The organism is Burkholderia sp. Bp9140 (assembly GCF_003853425.1).
GTDB lineage: Bacteria > Pseudomonadota > Gammaproteobacteria > Burkholderiales > Burkholderiaceae > Burkholderia.
Genome location: NZ_QTPQ01000041.1, coordinates 1 through 15,836 on the forward strand (window position 1 = coordinate 1; position 15,836 = coordinate 15,836).

Annotated in this window: 14 protein-coding genes and 1 pseudogene; 13 read left to right on the forward strand and 2 right to left on the reverse strand. The window is 65.4% G+C overall.

Going from position 1 to position 15,836, the window contains the following annotated elements; translation table 11 throughout:
• The 4 genes from DIE21_RS38175 to DIE21_RS28940 all read left to right on the forward strand — a co-directional run.
• Nucleotides 1–822, forward strand: an 822-nt coding sequence (locus tag DIE21_RS38175) for an RHS repeat-associated core domain-containing protein (RefSeq protein WP_311767466.1), incomplete at its 5' end; no start/stop codon positions are given.
• 2 nt (nt 823–824) lie between these two features.
• Entirely contained in the window at nt 825–1,220 is a 396-nt protein-coding gene (locus tag DIE21_RS28930) for a hypothetical protein (RefSeq protein ID WP_124500881.1), read from the forward strand.
• An 809-nt stretch (nt 1,221–2,029) separates the two neighbouring features.
• Nucleotides 2,030–2,611: an RHS domain-containing protein gene (locus tag DIE21_RS28935; protein ID WP_260432557.1), complete on the forward strand. Its 582-nt coding sequence runs from the start codon at nt 2,030–2,032 to the stop codon at nt 2,609–2,611.
• Between the two features lie 155 nt (nt 2,612–2,766).
• On the forward strand, nt 2,767–3,831 hold the full coding sequence (locus DIE21_RS28940) for an asparaginase (protein ID WP_124500883.1): 1,065 nt from the start codon (nt 2,767–2,769) through the stop codon (nt 3,829–3,831).
• 99 nt (nt 3,832–3,930) lie between these two features.
• Here the strand turns inward: DIE21_RS28940 and DIE21_RS28945 are convergent, their stop codons facing one another.
• Nucleotides 3,931–4,905 carry a LysR family transcriptional regulator gene (locus DIE21_RS28945; RefSeq protein WP_124500884.1) on the reverse strand — a complete coding sequence of 325 codons (975 nt, stop codon included), beginning with the start codon at nt 4,903–4,905 and terminating at the stop codon, nt 3,931–3,933.
• Between the two features lie 155 nt (nt 4,906–5,060).
• Between DIE21_RS28945 and DIE21_RS28950 the strand changes: the two genes are divergently transcribed.
• Both DIE21_RS28950 and DIE21_RS28955 read left to right on the forward strand, forming a co-directional pair.
• Entirely contained in the window at nt 5,061–6,467 is a 1,407-nt protein-coding gene (locus tag DIE21_RS28950) for an aspartate ammonia-lyase (RefSeq protein WP_124500885.1), read from the forward strand.
• 103 nt (nt 6,468–6,570) lie between these two features.
• Nucleotides 6,571–8,064 carry an amino acid permease gene (locus tag DIE21_RS28955; protein ID WP_124500886.1) on the forward strand — a complete coding sequence of 498 codons (1,494 nt, stop codon included), beginning with the start codon at nt 6,571–6,573 and terminating at the stop codon, nt 8,062–8,064.
• Between the two features lie 38 nt (nt 8,065–8,102).
• Here DIE21_RS28955 and DIE21_RS28960 read toward each other — a convergent pair whose 3' ends face one another.
• The gene (locus tag DIE21_RS28960) at nt 8,103–8,792 is read right to left on the reverse strand and encodes an alpha/beta hydrolase (protein WP_124500887.1); all 690 of its coding nucleotides are present in this window, start codon (nt 8,790–8,792) and stop codon (nt 8,103–8,105) included.
• A 263-nt stretch (nt 8,793–9,055) separates the two neighbouring features.
• Between DIE21_RS28960 and DIE21_RS28965 the strand changes: the two are divergent.
• The 7 genes and pseudogenes from DIE21_RS28965 to DIE21_RS28995 all read left to right on the forward strand — a co-directional run.
• A pseudogene (locus DIE21_RS28965) lies at nt 9,056–9,283 on the forward strand (antitoxin); the annotation flags it as partial.
• Nucleotides 9,284–9,747: 464 nt separating this feature from the next.
• Nucleotides 9,748–12,135 (forward strand): MCP four helix bundle domain-containing protein, encoded by a 2,388-nt coding sequence (locus DIE21_RS28970; RefSeq protein WP_124500888.1) that lies wholly within the window; start codon nt 9,748–9,750, stop codon nt 12,133–12,135.
• Nucleotides 12,132–12,878, forward strand: a complete 747-nt coding sequence (locus DIE21_RS28975) for a methyl-accepting chemotaxis protein (RefSeq protein ID WP_124500889.1) — start codon at nt 12,132–12,134, stop codon at nt 12,876–12,878. Before DIE21_RS28970 ends, DIE21_RS28975 begins: the two co-directional genes overlap by 4 nt.
• A complete protein-coding gene (locus tag DIE21_RS28980; RefSeq protein WP_124500890.1) occupies nt 12,875–13,459 on the forward strand; it encodes a hypothetical protein in 585 nt (194 codons plus the stop codon). The genes DIE21_RS28975 and DIE21_RS28980 overlap by 4 nt, the downstream gene beginning before the upstream one ends.
• Nucleotides 13,460–13,481: 22 nt before the next feature.
• On the forward strand, nt 13,482–14,441 hold the full coding sequence (locus tag DIE21_RS28985) for a chemotaxis protein CheX (protein WP_124500891.1): 960 nt from the start codon (nt 13,482–13,484) through the stop codon (nt 14,439–14,441).
• Nucleotides 14,442–14,477: 36 nt separating this feature from the next.
• Complete coding sequence (locus tag DIE21_RS28990) at nt 14,478–14,843, forward strand: response regulator (RefSeq protein WP_124500892.1); 366 nt, start codon at nt 14,478–14,480, stop codon at nt 14,841–14,843.
• 101 nt (nt 14,844–14,944) lie between these two features.
• Nucleotides 14,945–15,739, forward strand: coding sequence for an enoyl-CoA hydratase (locus DIE21_RS28995; protein ID WP_124500893.1), 795 nt, complete (start codon nt 14,945–14,947; stop codon nt 15,737–15,739).
• Nucleotides 15,740–15,836 lie beyond the last annotated feature (97 nt).

Here is a 15,836-nt window from a genome sequence, read left to right on the forward strand (position 1 = left end):
GGCGCGTCGCTGTATCTGCACGAACCGGGGACGTTCGAGCCGCTGGCGCGGCTGGACGAGACGCTGGTGGAGGCGGCATTCGTCGCGACGGACGCGGAGGGGCGGTTCGTGCAGGTGCCGGCGAAGACGCGGCACGCGACGCTGTTCTATCAGAACGATCATCTGGGGACCCCGCAGGAACTGCTGGATGAGTCGGGGAAAGTGGTGTGGGTCGGGCGGTATCGGGCGTGGGGTGGAGAGAAGACGGTGTGGCGGGAGACGCCGGAGCGGAATGAGACGGGTAACGCGATCCGGTTTCAGGGGCAGTATCGGGATGAGGAGACGGGGCTGCATTACAACCGGTATCGGTACTACGATCCGGGGTGTGGGCGGTTTGTTAGCAGGGATCCGATCGGGCTGGCTGGTGGACTGAACGTTTGGCAGTACGCGCCCAATCCGGTGCAGTGGATTGATCCGCTCGGCTTGGCACGCACGTCAAGTGGCGGAGCGGGAAGAAAACCCACATCGAACAAGCCAAATCAGAACTCCAAATGTCCTTGCAGGAAAGCGTGGGAGGTCACCCGCTACGACCGAATTTGTGAGGCTATGCTGAACGGAACGCGTGTAAAGTATTTTCGTGATCCCAAGACGAAGCAATGGTGGTCCGCCGACACCGAGGGGCACGGAGGTTCTGCATGGAAAGTTATGGAAGAGCAGGGTGGCAATCTTGTTCATTTCCGCGATGCGGACATCTATGGTGACTTTATGGGGAAGCATAAAGGCGAGACAGGAAAAACAATGTCGATGAAGGACATGAAGTGTCGAGATGCTAGGAGTGAATGATGATGAAAATTAAAACCGCAGAAGAATTCAAGAGATATGCGGAAAGTGATGAAGATGCCGAATTTTCAAAAACTCAATGGCCGGCATCTGATGATGTGTGGTTTTCGGTTTTGGAGAAATACCCTGAACTTTCTCGGAGCGTGGCCTTTAATAATACGATTTCCATGGGTGTTCTGGATCGTTTGTCGGTAAGCGGAGATTGGGTGACGCGCTGTGATGTTGCAATGAAAAGAAGAATTAGTCGAGATATATTTGAAAAATTGTCGATGGATCCTGATTCGGCTGTGCGAAAAAGAATAGCTCTGAATCCGAAGGTTCCAGGGGATATATTGGCTCGTCTTGCGAATGACGTCGACGAATCGGTTGCAGAGGCTGCAAAAGAGCGGTTGGGACAGTAGACGGAAGTAGCCGAGTTTGAGGCTATCGTGATGGAAGTTCTATGGGTACGATTGAGTGGTCTGTCGAATTTTTCAACTATCGAACAATATCTAATTGGCTTGCTCTACAAGGCTCGGCGGCAGATCGGCAACGAGTGATACCGCTACGGCGGAGGATATGAGTTGCATAGGTACAAGTAATTTGTTGACGTTCAGGTCGAGGGTGGCGACGAATGGTCGGGGCTGTAAAGCAGACTGAACATCTTCCAGTACGCACCGAATCCGATCGAGTGGATTGACCCGCTCGGTTTGGCGCGCACGTCAAGTGGCGGAGCGGGAAGAAAACCCACATCGAACAAGCCAAATCAGAACTCAAAATGTCCTTGCAGGAAAGAGTGGGAAGTAACCCGCTACGACCGGATTTGTGAAGCGATGCTGAATGGAACGCGCGTCAAGTATTTTCGTGATCCCAAGAGTCTCGTGGCGACGATTGGATGACTCGCTGCGACGTTGCGACAAAACGTAGGATTGATCGGGGGATTTTTGAGCGATTGGCTTCGGATGCGCACTCGGGAGTTAGGCAGGCGATTGCATGCAATCCTAAAGCGCCCATAGATATATTGACTCGTCTCGCCAATGACGCAGACAAATTGGTCGCTGAGGTTTCAAAAGAGCGATTGAAATCATAGTCATGAGTTAAAACTGTCATCGAGTACGACGCGGCGAACCGGCTGAGACGGCCCGATCGCTACGCGATCCCGCTGTCGGCGCACGAGATCGACCGGATCGAGCGGACGGAGGACGGCACGGCGACGTGGATTCCGGGCGCGGTGAAGCCGGAATTGCAGGTGAGTTTCGCGTACGACGCGTTCGGGCGCAGGACAGTGAAGGAGGTGGGAAGAAAGGACGGCAGTATCGAGCGGACCCTGTTCACCTGGGACGGCGACGTGCTGCTGATGGAGGAGCGGTTCCAGATAGCGCCGCTGCAGGAGGGCGAGCGCGAGCCGGTGACGTATCGGCCGACGCGGATGGTTCGGGAAGATCCGGACGATGCGGATTCGGTGCCGGTGGCGCAGCGGATGCATACGTTCAGGGAGCGGCATCAGTGGCAGGGCGCGTCGCTGTATCTGCACGAACCGGGGACGTTCGTGCCGCTGGCGCGGCTGGACGAGACGCTGGTGGAGGCGGCGTTCGTCGCGACGGACGCGGACGGGCGGTTCGTGCAGGTGCCGGCGAAGACGCGGCACGCGACGCTGTTCTATCAGAACGATCATCTGGGGACGCCGCAGGAGTTGCTGGATGAGTCGGGGAAGGTGGTGTGGCTGGGGCGGTATCGGGCGCGGGGCGGTGAGAAGACGGTGTGGCGGGAGAGGCCGGAGCGCAACGAGGTGGGTATCGAGAACCTGTACTAAATCCGTCAGATTCACATGATCAGTGCAACTGCCTTTGCATCCGGCGCAATACCGCTTTCCATCCCCCGACCGGCTCGACCCGGCGGCGAGCCGATACACTGCGGAACCGGTTGCACGGGCCCCGGCAATCAGGCCCGACGAAGGAGACAGCACAGATGGACACCCAACGCGCAGCGGTCGTCACGTACCGCGGCAAGGCGATCGAGAACACGCACGTCGCCGACGTGGCGGTGGTGGATGCTGGCGGCAAGCTGCTGTTCCGGCTCGGCGATCCGTTCCGGACCACGCTCGCGCGCTCGGCGGCGAAGCCGGCGCAGGCGTTGTCCGTGATCGAGACGGGCGCGCCCGAGCGGTTCGGTTTCGACGACGCGGACATCGCGCTGATGTGCGCGTCGCACAGCAGCGAGGAGCGGCACATCGCGCGCACGCGGGCGATGCTGGAGAAGGTCGACGCGCAGGAGTCGGACTTGCGTTGCGGCGGCCATGCGCCGCTGTCGGACGCGGTGTACCGGTCGTGGATCAAGCGCGACTACACGCCGACCGGCGTCTGCAGCAACTGTTCGGGCAAGCACGTCGGGATGCTGGCCGGCGCGCGTTCGATCGGCGCCGCGATCGCCGACTACCATCTGCCGGAGCATCCGATGCAGGTGCGCGTCAAGCATGTGGTCGCCGACGCGTGCGGCCTGCGCGACGACGAAGTCGACTGGGCGATCGACGGCTGCAACCTGCCGACGCCGGCGTTCCCGCTCGATCGCCTCGCGCGTCTTTACGCATCGCTGGCCGACGGCGCGGATACGCTGGAAGCCGGCGGCGCTGCCGCGACCGATCGCGTGCGCGCGCTGGCGCGCATTCATCACGCGATGACTGCCCATCCGGAGCTGGTCGCCGGGGAAGGGCGCTACTGCACGGTGCTGATGGACGCGTTCGACGGGCAAGTCGTCGGCAAGCTCGGCGCGGATGCGTGCTACGGGATCGGCGTACGCGCGTCGACGCGCACGCGGGAACTCGGCGCCGACGGCGCGCTCGGCATCTCGGTGAAGATCGAGGACGGCAACATCGACGTGCTGTACATGATGGTCAGCGAACTGCTCGAACGGCTGCAGATCGGCACGGACGCGCAGCGCGCGCGGCTCGCCGCGTTCCACCGGCCGCGGATGCTGAACACGCAGGGTGTCGAGATCGGGCACGCGACGTTCCCGTTCGAATTGCAGCCTGCCTGAAGGGCGACAACACGTCGATACGCGTGTCGTGGCGGCAAGTGCGGCGCGCATCGGCGCTTGCCAGCCGACCGGCGCGGCTGCGGCCGCCCGTGCGGCCCACTACGCGCCCGCGTCGCGAATCTTCCCCAACTCGACCTCCGACAGCTCGCCGATGTGCGCGAGATGTTCCGCGAGAAAGTCCTTCAGCACGCGCAGCTTCGCCGAGCTGCGCCGGTTCGCCAGATACGCGATGTAGATGTAGTCGCCGGTCAGCTTGTTCTGCAGCCGATAGCGCGGCAGCACGGCTTCGAGCCGGCCGCTCGCGAGCAGGTCGCGCACCAGCCAGATCTCGAATTCGGCGATGCCGAGCCCCGCGCAGGTCGCGTCGAGCAGCAGCTCCGAGTGATCGGTGACGAGGTTGCCGGCCGGCAGCACGCTGTGCCGCGCGTCGCCGCGCGCGAGTTCCCAGCGTGGATCGCCCTCGGGATGCACGTAGCGCAGGCAGTTGTGGTGCTGCAGGTCGTCCGGCGTCGCGGGCCGCCCGCAGCGGTCGAGATAGCCGGGCGTCGCGCACAGGATGCTGTCGTTGCGCGACAGCCGGTGGACGACCAGGTTGTCCAGATAGTTCTCGCCCTCGTGAATGTCGAGGTCGAATCCGCCGGCGACGAGGTCGTTGTGGTTGTCGGTGAGCCGCACGTCGAGCTGGATCGTCGGGTAGCGCGCGAGAAACGGCGCGATCAGCGGCGCGAGATGACGGCGGCCGAACGCGACCGGCGCGGTGAGCTTCAGCGGGCCGCTCGGCTGCGCATTGAGCTCGGCCACGACGCGCAGCGTGTCGTCGAGATCGGCGATCAGCGTGACCGCGCGTTCCAGGTAGATGTGGCCGGCCTCGGTCAGCGTCACGCTGTGCGTCGAGCGATGCAGTAGCGCCACGCCGAGCGCGTCCTCGATCGCCGTGATCTTGCGCGCGACGGTGGACGTCGACACGTGCATCTCCTTCGCGACCGCGGAAAAGCTCCCCATTTCGACGACGCGCACGAACGCGCGCATCGCGCCGAGGTGATCGATGCCGGTGTCTCTCGCCATTGTTTTCATCCGTCTCTCGCTGTTGCGTCCCACGCAAAACCGCTTTCGATAATACAGAATCGAGCTTCTGTGTGCAAAGGCATAGAATGCGATCCCGTCATACCGGGAAACGGCGCACGCAGCCGGTTTCCCGCGGCGGCACGAGACATTTCAGGAGGGGCACCATGACGGAAAACGGCTTCCGCGTCGAAGCGGATCTCTTAGGTAAACGAAGCATTCCGGATTCCGCGTACTACGGCGTTCATACGCTGCGCGCGAAGGAGAACTTCGACATTTCGGGGCGGACGATCGCGTCGCTGCCGTACCTCGTCATGGCGCTCGCGGCCGTGAAGGAAGCCGCCGCCGATGCGAACTGCGAGCTCGGGCTGCTGCCGGCCGCGTATCGCGACGCGATCGCCGCTGCGTGCGTCGAGATCCGCGAAGGCCGGCTGCACGACCAGTTCGTGGTCGACATCATCCAGGGCGGGGCCGGCACGTCGACCAACATGAACGCGAACGAGGTGATCTGCAACCGCGCGCTCGAAATCATGGGGCATGCGCGCGGGCAGTACGAATACCTGCATCCGAACGAGCACGTCAATCTCGCGCAGAGCACGAACGACGTCTATCCGACCGCGATCCGGATCGCGACCTGCTTCGCGGTCGAGCATCTGCTCGAGGCGATGGCACGCCTGCGCGATGCGTTCGCGGAGAAGGCCGACGCGTTCTCGGGCCTCCTGAAGCTCGGCCGCACGCAGCTGCAGGACGCCGTGCCGATGACGCTCGGCCAGGAGTTCTCGACCTACGCGGTGATGGTGACGGAAGACATCGCGCGCCTGCAGGAGGCCGGCTTGCTGATGCGCGAGATCAATCTCGGCGCGACCGCGATCGGCACCGGCATCACCGCGCATCCGCAGTACGCGGAGAAGGCGCTGGCCGCGCTGCGACGCATTACCGGCCTGGACCTGAGCACCGCGCCGAACCTGATCGAAGCGACGCAGGATTGCGGCGCGTTCGTGCAGATCTCCGGCGTGCTGAAGCGGATCGCGGTCAAGCTGTCGAAGATCTGCAACGACCTGCGGCTGCTGTCGAGCGGCCCGCGCGCAGGGTTCGGCGAGATCAACCTGCCACCGGTGCAGGCCGGCTCGTCGATCATGCCGGGCAAGGTGAATCCGGTGATTCCGGAAGTCGTGAACCAGGTCGCGTTCGAAGTGTTCGGCAACGACCTGACGGTGACGTTCGCCGCCGAGGCCGGACAGCTCCAGCTCAACGCGTTCGAGCCGGTGATCGCGAGCGCGCTGTTCCGCAGCTTCAGCCACCTGACGGCCGCGTGCACGACGCTCGCGGGCCGCTGCGTGAGCGGGATCACCGCGAACCCCGAGCGACTGCGCGAAACGATGGAGCGCTCGGTCGCGCTCGCGACCGCGCTGAACCCGTACATCGGCTACAAGCGCGCGACCGCCGTGGCCGCCGAAGCCCACGAGAGCGGCAAGTCGATCCGCGAGGTCGTGCTGGATCACCAACTGATGACCGACGCGCAACTGGATGAAGCGTTGCGGCCCGAAGCGCTGATCCGTCCGCGCGCGTACTGATTCCGGCCGCGCGGCGCCGGCGTATGCCGCCGGCGGCTCGTGCGCGACCGTTCCCGCAGCGCCCCGTCGACGGGCGCCACACATCAAGAAACGGAGACATACCATGAAGCACGCCAGCGAGCGCCCGGCCGACACGGCCGGCGGCGCGGATCCCCGTCATGCCGATCGCGATGCGATGTTCGCGTCGCACGAAACCGGCTATGAGAAGCAGTTGAAGCCGCGCCACGTGCAGATGATCGCGATGGGCGGTGCGATCGGCACCGGCCTCTTTCTCGGCGCGGGCGGCCGCCTGCAGAGTGCGGGGCCCGCGCTGGCGGTCGTGTATCTCGTGTGCGGCGTATTCGCGTTCCTGATCATGCGCGCGCTCGGCGAGCTCGTGATGCACCGCCCGACCAGCGGCTCGTTCGTGTCGTACGCACGGGAGTTCATGGGCGAGCGCGCGTCGTTCGTCGCGGGCTGGATGTACTACCTGAACTGGGCGACCACCGGCATCGTCGACATCACCGCGGTCGCGATCTACATGAAGTACTGGGCCGTGTTCACCGACGTGCCGCAATGGGTGTTCGCGCTCGGCGCGCTCGGGATCGTGTCGGTGATGAACATGATCGGCGTGAAGGTGTTCGGCGAGATGGAGTTCTGGTTCTCGATCGTCAAGGTGGGGACGCTCGCGTTGTTCCTCGCGGTCGGCGCCGTGTTTCTCGCGAGCGGCCATCCGGTCGCCGGCCAGATGCCGGGGCTGCACCTGATCGCGGATCACGGCGGGATCTTTCCCCACGGAATCCTGCCGGCCGTGCTGATCGTGCAGGGCGTCGTGTTCGCGTATGCGAGCATCGAGCTCGTCGGCGTCGCGGCGGGCGAGACCGCCGATGCGCGCAAGGTGCTGCCGAAGGCGATCAACAGCGTGATGTGGCGCATCGCGCTGTTCTACGTCGGCTCGGTCGTGCTGCTGACGATGCTGCTGCCGTGGACCGCGTACAGCGCGCACGAAAGTCCGTTCGTGACGTTCTTCGGCAAGCTCGGCGTGCCGTACGTCGGCACGGTGATGAACGTCGTGGTGCTGACCGCCGCGCTGTCGAGCCTGAATTCCGGCCTCTATTCGACCGGGCGCGTGCTGCGTTCGCTCGCGATGGGCGGCTCGGCACCGCGCTTCGTGTCGCGGATGAACGCGCGCGGCGTGCCGTACGGCGGGATCCTCGTCACGGTCGCGGTCAACGCGATCGGCGTGCCGCTGAACTACATCGTGCCGGCGCAGGCGTTCGAGATCGTGTTGAACATGGCGTCGCTCGGGATCATCACGACCTGGGGCTTCATCGTGATGTGCCAGATCCTGTTCCGCCGCGCGGTCAATCGCGGCGAGTTGAGCCCCGTGTCGTTCCGGATGCCCGGCGCGCCGTTCACGTCGTGGCTCACGCTCGGGTTTCTCGTCAGCGTGCTGGTGCTGATGGCGTTCGACTACCCGGGCGGCACCTGGACCGTCGCGATGATTCCCGTGGTCGTGCTCGCGCTGGTGGTCGGCTGGAAGCTCGCGAAGCGCGGAGCCGCGCGGGAGGCTGCTGCTGCCGCGCCGATCGTCGCCGATCCGGCGGGCAACGTCTGACGATATGCCCGGGCGGTCGGCCGCCCGGTGCGCTCAGTTCAGTTCAATCCGGTGCGTGCGAATACCCAGCGGCTGAAGTCGCCGGCCATCTCCGGCGTCAGTTCATGGCCCGCGTCGTAGATCCGCGTATCGTGCGCGACGCCGAGCGACGTCAGCTTCGCGTCGGCCGTATTGGCCCATGCGACCGGCAGCTTGTCGTCGAAGCGGCCGTGCACCACCAGCGCGTGCAGCAGGCTCAATGCATCGCGCGACGCGATCAGCGGATCGATCTCCGGCAGGATGCGCCCGCACAGCACCGCGAATGCGGCGACGTCGGCCGGCGACGTGAGCGCGACGCTCGCGCTCATGATGCCGCCCTGGCTGAAGCCGGCGATCACGGCCGGCAAGACGGGGCTTTCGTTTGCGTCATCCCGGGCGCGCAACGCGCGCAGCAGCGCAATCAGTTGCACGCGGCTCGCATCCGCGCGGGCCGCGTCGATTTCGGGGCCGTTGGGTCCGAAGCGCACCGGAAACCACGCGTGCTGATCGGGGCCGAACGTCAGCGGGCCGCGCACGAACGCGATTTCGATGCGCGGATCGATCATGCTGGCCGGGTTCAGCAGGTTGGTTTCGTTGCCGCCGACGCCGTGCAGCAGCAACAGGCGGCCCGTGGGTTGGCCGGCGGCCGGGCGCAGCCGGTACTGGAGGCCGGATTCGGAGTCGGTGGTCAGCGGCAGGACGTCGGTCATGGCGTGGGTCCGGTGGGAGATCGATCCGATAGTCTAGAGGGCGCAGGCGGGGAGGTGAATCGCCGGATGGCGATTGATTGTTTCCTGGATGGAATGAATGCGGGGCCCACGGTATCGGATATTGGGGGCAGCTAGTTGTATCGTGTACGAGCAAATTTGCCGGTAGGGCGACTGGTTATGGTCAATATGCCAGCCGGATGACTCGTCATCGCAACCCATAGTTGAAAAAATAGATACGTTTTGTAGATACGTGGGGTTGGGAGATGGAGACTGCCAAGATTTTCAAGCATGGTGGATCGCAGGCCGTCCGCTTGCCGAAGGATTTCCGCTTCGATACAACGGAGGTCCGGATTCGTCGGCACGGCGCGTCTGTCATTCTCGAACCGGTGCCGCAAGACTGGGCATGGCTGACACCGTTGATCGGCCCGGTTGACGCCGATTTCGAGGTCGCCGCGGCAACCGAGCCTGCCGCTCAGGAGCGGCCGGGACTGGCGAGTCATGGGGCAACCGGCGCGGATTGCGATCGCGAGCGGGTGGGCTCGCAGGGCGACATCGCGCTCGATCCGTGAACGGCGATGGCGCCGGCCGGTGAGACGGCTCGCGTCATCGTACGCAAAGGGCTGCATGACCGATTCGATTCGAAGATAATGCGCAAACGTTTTACCGGTATTTGACCGGATTGAATTGCCGGATCATGAATAAAAGAATGAATATCCGGATTCGTTTATCGCAGGCTGCCGGGTAGCCCCGCCAGGCCATGCCGGCCAGAGGTTAACGGCCGATTCGAGAAAAACTTTAGGATTTTCACGCTGCAATTATTCATTGCGATTTCCTCAATGACCGATTGATTTTCAGTCATCGGACGGTCATACACCATCCCCGATAATTCGGCGCTCATATTCTTTCAATAGGCCAGAAGGCGATTGAAGCCGGATCGCTGCGGGGAGTTGTACTCATGACCATCCGTCATCGCATTACGCTGCTAGTCGTCCTGACGTTTTTCGCGCTGTCCGCGATCGGCGTGTACGCCGTGTACCAGACGCGCAAGAGCGCGTCCGAGGTGCGTCAGGTTACCCAGGGAATCGTGCCGAGCGCGCTCGCGTCGGCGGATCTCGTCGCGGACGTGAAAAACATCCAGATCGCGACGATGACACTCGTCTACGCGCCCGACGCGAATACCGCCGCGCAGGCGCGCGACGAGTTGAAGGCGAAGCAGGGCGCGCTGCGCACGGCGCTCGACGCGCAGGCGAAATCGGCGGTCGGGCAGGCGCAGCAAGGCCTCGTCGAGCAGGCGAAGGACAGCGCCGCGAACTACTTCGCGGCGATCGACGACACCGTGAAGATGAAGGCCGGCGGCAAGCCGGAGATGGCACAGGCGTACCTGTTCGCGAACGTCGCGCAGTATCGCGACGAACTCGAAAGCATCGTCGACACGCTGCGCGTCGAGAAGAACCGCCAGAAGGACGACGCGATCCGCGCGCTGAACGGCATGCTGTCGACGACGGCGACCGCGATCGCGGCTGTCGCGGGCACGGTCGTCGTGCTGCTGACCGCGCTCGGCTTCGTGCTGTACCGCCAGATCACGCGCCCGCTGATCGGGATGCAGACGGCGATGAGCGAGATCGCGACGCGCCAGGACTTCACGCGCCGCGTGCCGGTGGGCCGGATGGACGAGATCGGCCATTCGATCGTCGCGTTCAACGGGATGATCGAGAAGATCCAGGAGAACGCCGCGCAACTGAAGCAGAAGACGGCGGATATCCAGGCGATGCTGCAGAACATGCAGCAGGGGATCCTGACCGTCGTCGAAGGCGGCGTCGTGCATGCGGAGTATTCGGCTTACCTCGAGACCATCTTCGAGACGAGCGACATCGCCGGGCGCGACCTGATGGCACTCGTGTTCGACGATTCGAGCATCGGGTCCGACGCGCGCTCGCAGGTCGACGCGGCCGTGCATGCATGCCTCGGCGAGGACAGCATGAACTTCGCGTTCAACGAGCACCTGCTCGTCAACGAAGTCGCGAAGCGGATGCCGGACGGCCGCGAGAAATGGCTCGACCTGAGCTGGTCGGCGATCACCGACGAGACCGACACGGTCGTGCGGCTGATGCTGTGCGTGCGCGACGTGACCGAGATCCGCGAGCTGACCGCGCAGGCCGGCGAGCAGCAGCGCCGCCTCGAGATGATCGGCGAGATCCTGTCGATCAGCCAGGACAAGTTCCACGACTTCGTGCACAGCGCGAAGGGTTTCCTCAGCGAGAACGAGCGGATGATCCGCCAGCACGAACGCGCGGATCACTCGATCGTCGCGGCGCTGTTCCGCAACATGCATACGATCAAGGGCAATGCGCGCACGTACAGCCTTCAGCACCTGACCAACATCGTGCATGAAGCGGAGCAGGCGTACGAATCGCTGCGCCGCGCGGACGGCGGCCCCGAGTGGAACCGCGATGCGCTGATGGACGACCTGGCCCGCGTGCGCGAGGCGGTCGACCACTACGCGACGATCAACGCGGTCACGCTCGGCCGCCACGGCGAACCGGCGCATGGCGGCGCCGACTACCTGATGGTCGAGCGCGCGCACATCAGCGAGAGCCTGCGCATGCTCGATGGTGCCGATCCGGCGAACGCGGGCGACTGGCACGCGGCGCGCGATTCGGTGCGCCGCCTGCTGAGCCAGTTCGGCACGCAGGGCATCGGCGATGCGTTGGGCGGCGTGATCGAGTCGCTGCCGTCGCTCGCGGCCGAACTCGGCAAGCCGGCACCCGTCGTGCATATCGACAGCAACGGCCATCGCGTGCGCAGCGAGATCGGCGCGACGCTGAAGAACGTGTTCATGCACCTGCTGCGCAATGCGATCGACCACGGGATCGAAACGTCCGACGAGCGTCGCGCGGCCGGCAAGGCGCCGGCCGGCAAGATCGACATCGCGGTCGACGTCGAGGACGGTGCGCTGCGCTTCGTGCTCGGCGACGACGGCCGCGGCCTCGCGCTCGACCGGATTCGCGGGATCGCGCGCGAGCGCGGCTGGATCGATGCCGGCAACGAAACCGCGCTGAGCGACGAAGCGGTGGCCGAGCTGATTTTCCGTCCGGGCTTCTCGACTGCGCGCGCGGTGACCGAGGTGTCAGGGCGCGGCGTCGGGATGGACGCGGTGCGCAACTTCCTGAAGCGCGACGGCGGCGACATCGCGCTGCGCTTCACCGACGATCGCGTCGGCTCGCCGTATCGCGCGTTCGAGACGATCGTGTCGCTGCCGGCGCGTTTCGCGGCGGACGGCGCCGCGCATGACGCCGCGCCGCGAGCACGTGCCGGCATCGCGAACGTCGACGTGGCGGAATGACCGTGCAAGCGTGGATGATCCCGATCGGCGCCGCGCTGGCGGGCGGCCTGGTGGTCGCGGCGATCGCCGCGATCGTGTGTCGCGTCACGCGAGCGCGGCTCGTTGCCGCGATGACGCGCGAAGCGGATGCATTGCGCGATGTGCTCGGCGCGGCCGATGCGCGGGCCGATGAAGCCGTCGCCGCACACGCCGAAGCGGCGCAGGCATGGGCGCGCCGGGAAGCGGAGCTCGAGGAAGCGCTGGCCCGCGAGGCGGCCGGCACCGGTGAGCAGCGCGACGCGCTGCAGGCGCTCGCGGCCGAGCGCGCGACACTTTCGCAGCATGCGACGAAACTCGCCGACGAAGCGGCGCGGCTGCGCGGGCTGGCCGGCACGTTCGAGCGCTGGCACGAGCAGATGATCTCGCTGACCACGCAGAACCAGGACATGCGCACGAAGAACCAGGAACTGTCGGCGATCGTCGCGCACGTGTCGATCGTGTCGCTGAACGCGTCGATCGAAGCCGCGCGCGCGGGCACGGCCGGGCGCGGCTTCTCGATCGTCGCGAGCGAGGTGCGCGGACTCGCCGCGCGCTCGCAGCAACTGTCGAACAGCTATCGCGACAGCCTGAACCGCAACGATCTCGTGACGGCCGCGACGTTCCAGGACATCCAGGCCGGCGGCAAGATGATCACGGCCGCGCTCGCGACGGTCGAGACGCTGGCCGGGCAGCTGCATGCGCGGCTCGAAGGAGCGGCGGCGTGATCAGTGTGCAGGCCCGGGCTGGTTTCGAGCGGATCTTCTTCGACGCGGCGCGCACGCGGCTCGCGTCCGGCGGCGCGTGCGAGATCCGGCCGGCCGCCGGCGATGCGCACGACGCGTCGCACGATCCGTCTCGCATGAAGTCGCACGCGACGCCGAAGGTGCCCGAGCACGTCGCGGTGCTGACGATCTCGGCACTGCATTTCCGGTTGCTGCTCGCGTTGCGCTTTCGCGACGACGATCCGACGCGCCGTCATTTCGCCGCGGCGGCGCCCGGCGCGAGCACGCAGCGGCCGCTGCCCGAGGCGTTCATGGAAGTCGCGAACCTGTGCTGCGGCGCGATCAACCAGGCGCTGACCGCGCCGTTCCCGAATCTCGGGATGTCGACGCCTTACCTGCTGAGCGGCGCGAGCGTCGACTACCTGCCTGCGCTGAACCCCGATCACGTGGCCGCGTACGACGTGACGCTCGACGGCGACGTGCGGATCGGCGCGACGCTGTGCGTGTGCGCGAACGCGCCGGTCGATTTCCACGTGCCGGAGGCGGCGAGCGTGGACTCGGGCGGTGAGCTCGAACTGTTTTGACCGATTCCGAGGACTTCCCGAGATGACCGTAGACCAACCCGTCAGCAAGGTGCTCGTGCTCGACGACAGCCGTGCGCATGCCGCGACGATCAAGCGCTTCTGCGACGAGCACAATCTGGTCGGCCTGACCGTGCGGCGCAACCGGCTGCTGAAGGTGCTGCGCTCGAACATCGATCTCGGCGCGATCCTGCTCGCCGAGGACTACGGCGGCTCGCCGGCCGAGAGCGCGATCATCGCGACGCAGATCGATGCGCTGCGGCCGGAGCTGCCGATCATCCTGCGCCGCGCGTCGGACGCGTCGCGCGACGGGCTGCCCGATGCGCTCGCGCGCGTCGCGTGCGCGGCCTACGCCGCCGACGACCTGACGCCGCTCAAGCGCGCGATCGACGAATACCTGTTCGGCCGCGACTACCCGAACGCGCTGGTGCGCGGCATCGCGGAGATCACCGAGGCGCGGCTCGACAGCCTGTTTCCGGGCATGACGATCGAGCGCGACACGCCGTGCATCGTCCGCGACCAGATCATCTTCGGCGAGGTGTTCAGCCTGATCGCGCTGGAAAGCGCATGGTGCCGCGGCTACATGCTGCTGCAGACGAGCGAGCAGCCGCTGCTCGACATGATCGGCGGCACGCGCGACGACGGCCGCGCACCCGATTTCCGCGACGTGAACAGCGTGCTCGGCGAGCTGACCAACCTCGTGTGGGGCGCGTTCAAGAACCGCTATCTCGGCGACGCGGAGGCGCTCGCGCGTCATCCGGTGCAGGTGCCGCTCGTCGTCAATCACAAGCAGAAGTTCATTTCGTTCGGCGGCGACTGTCCGCAGCTCTGTTTCAAGTACCGGATGACCGACCCCGCATCGGGGCGGTCGGTGCGGCTCGACCAGCGATTCGTGTTCAGCCTGAGCTGGTCGCCGGAGGATTTCCGCGAATCGGTGCAGGACGTGGGGCCGATGGTCGAATCGGGCGAGCTCGAACTGTTTTGAAGGTTGAAGTCAGCAACAACGAAAGGGGAATACGGCATGGCAAAGATTCTGGTGGTCGACGATTCGGGCACGGTGCGCAATGAAGTCGCGGGTTTCCTGCGCAATCACGGGCTCGACGTGGCGACGGCGGTGGACGGCAAGGACGGGCTCGCGAAGCTCAAGGCGACGCCCGGCGTGCGCCTCGTGATCAGCGACGTGAACATGCCGAACATGGACGGCCTGACGATGGTCGAGAAGATTCGCGGCGAACTGGCGAACACGTCGGTCAACGTCGTGATGCTGACGACCGAGAGCAGCCCGGCGATGAAGGAGCGCGGCAAGGCCGCCGGCGTGAAGGGCTGGATCGTGAAGCCGTTCAAGGGCGACGCGGTGCTCGACGCGCTGAAGAAGCTCGCGGGCTGACCGCGCGGCCGGCCCGGTGCAGGCACCGGCATCCATGGACTGCCCCTTTGGACTATATTGATGTGTTATCGCATCACGATCGCTCTCGAATTGGGGACGTCATGGACTCGAATTCCGCTTCGGCAGAACCCATCCTGCTGCGCGACGTGCGCGACGGCGTCGTCACGCTGCGGCTGAACCGGCCGCAACAGTTCAACGCGTTGTCGGAGGCGATGCTGGCGAGCCTGCAGGACGCGTTCGATTCGCTGGCCGCCGATCCGCACGTGCGCTGCGTCGTGCTGGCCGCGCAGGGCAAGGCGTTCTGCGCGGGCCACGACCTGCGGCAGATGCGCGGCAAGCCCGAACTCGATTACTACCGCACGCTGTTCGCGCAATGCAGCCGCGTGATGCTCGCGATGCACGCATTGCCGGTGCCGGTGATCGCGCGCGTGCAAGGAGTCGCGACGGCGGCCGGCTGCCAGCTCGTCGCCGCGTGCGACCTCGCCATCGCGGCCGACACCGCGCGCTTCGCCGTGTCGGGCATCAACGTCGGGCTGTTCTGTTCGACGCCGGCCGTCGCGCTGAGCCGCAACGTGTCGGCGAAGCGCGCGTTCGACATGCTCGTCACCGGGCGTTTCGTCGATGCGGCGACGGCCGCCGCGTGGGGGCTCGTCAACGAAGCGGTGCCCGAGGATGCGCTCGATGCGGCCGTCGCGCGCAAGGTCGTGGAGATCGTTGCGAAGAGCCCGGCGGCGGTGCGCCACGGCAAGCAGATGTTCTACCATCAGCGCGAACTGCCGCTCGACGACGCGTATGCGTATGCGGGCGACGTGATGGCGCGCAACATGATGGAAGAAGACGCCGGCGAGGGGATCGATGCGTTCCTGGAGAAGCGCAAGCCGACGTGGCGGTCGTAGCGCGTCGCGCAGCGGCGGGGCGGCAGGACGTTCTCATCGGCGACACCTGCGTTTTCATACGCCGCACAAGCAAACGAGCCGCTTGCAAAGCGGCCCG

Bases quoted from the DNA above. Each gene is read 5' to 3' on its own strand.
- DIE21_RS28945 (WP_124500884.1), bottom strand. From the start codon at position 4,905: ATGAAAACAATGGCGAGAGACACCGGCATCGATCACCTCGGCGCGATG.
- DIE21_RS28955 (WP_124500886.1), top strand. From the start codon at position 6,571: ATGAAGCACGCCAGCGAGCGCCCGGCCGACACGGCCGGCGGCGCGGAT.
- DIE21_RS28985 (WP_124500891.1), top strand. From the start codon at position 13,482: ATGACCGTAGACCAACCCGTCAGCAAGGTGCTCGTGCTCGACGACAGC.
- DIE21_RS28975 (WP_124500889.1), top strand. From the start codon at position 12,132: ATGACCGTGCAAGCGTGGATGATCCCGATCGGCGCCGCGCTGGCGGGC.
- DIE21_RS28995 (WP_124500893.1), top strand. From the start codon at position 14,945: ATGGACTCGAATTCCGCTTCGGCAGAACCCATCCTGCTGCGCGACGTG.
- DIE21_RS28970 (WP_124500888.1), top strand. From the start codon at position 9,748: ATGACCATCCGTCATCGCATTACGCTGCTAGTCGTCCTGACGTTTTTC.
- DIE21_RS28930 (WP_124500881.1), top strand. From the start codon at position 825: ATGAAAATTAAAACCGCAGAAGAATTCAAGAGATATGCGGAAAGTGAT.
- DIE21_RS28940 (WP_124500883.1), top strand. From the start codon at position 2,767: ATGGACACCCAACGCGCAGCGGTCGTCACGTACCGCGGCAAGGCGATC.
- DIE21_RS28950 (WP_124500885.1), top strand. From the start codon at position 5,061: ATGACGGAAAACGGCTTCCGCGTCGAAGCGGATCTCTTAGGTAAACGA.
- DIE21_RS28990 (WP_124500892.1), top strand. From the start codon at position 14,478: ATGGCAAAGATTCTGGTGGTCGACGATTCGGGCACGGTGCGCAATGAA.
- DIE21_RS28960 (WP_124500887.1), bottom strand. From the start codon at position 8,792: ATGACCGACGTCCTGCCGCTGACCACCGACTCCGAATCCGGCCTCCAG.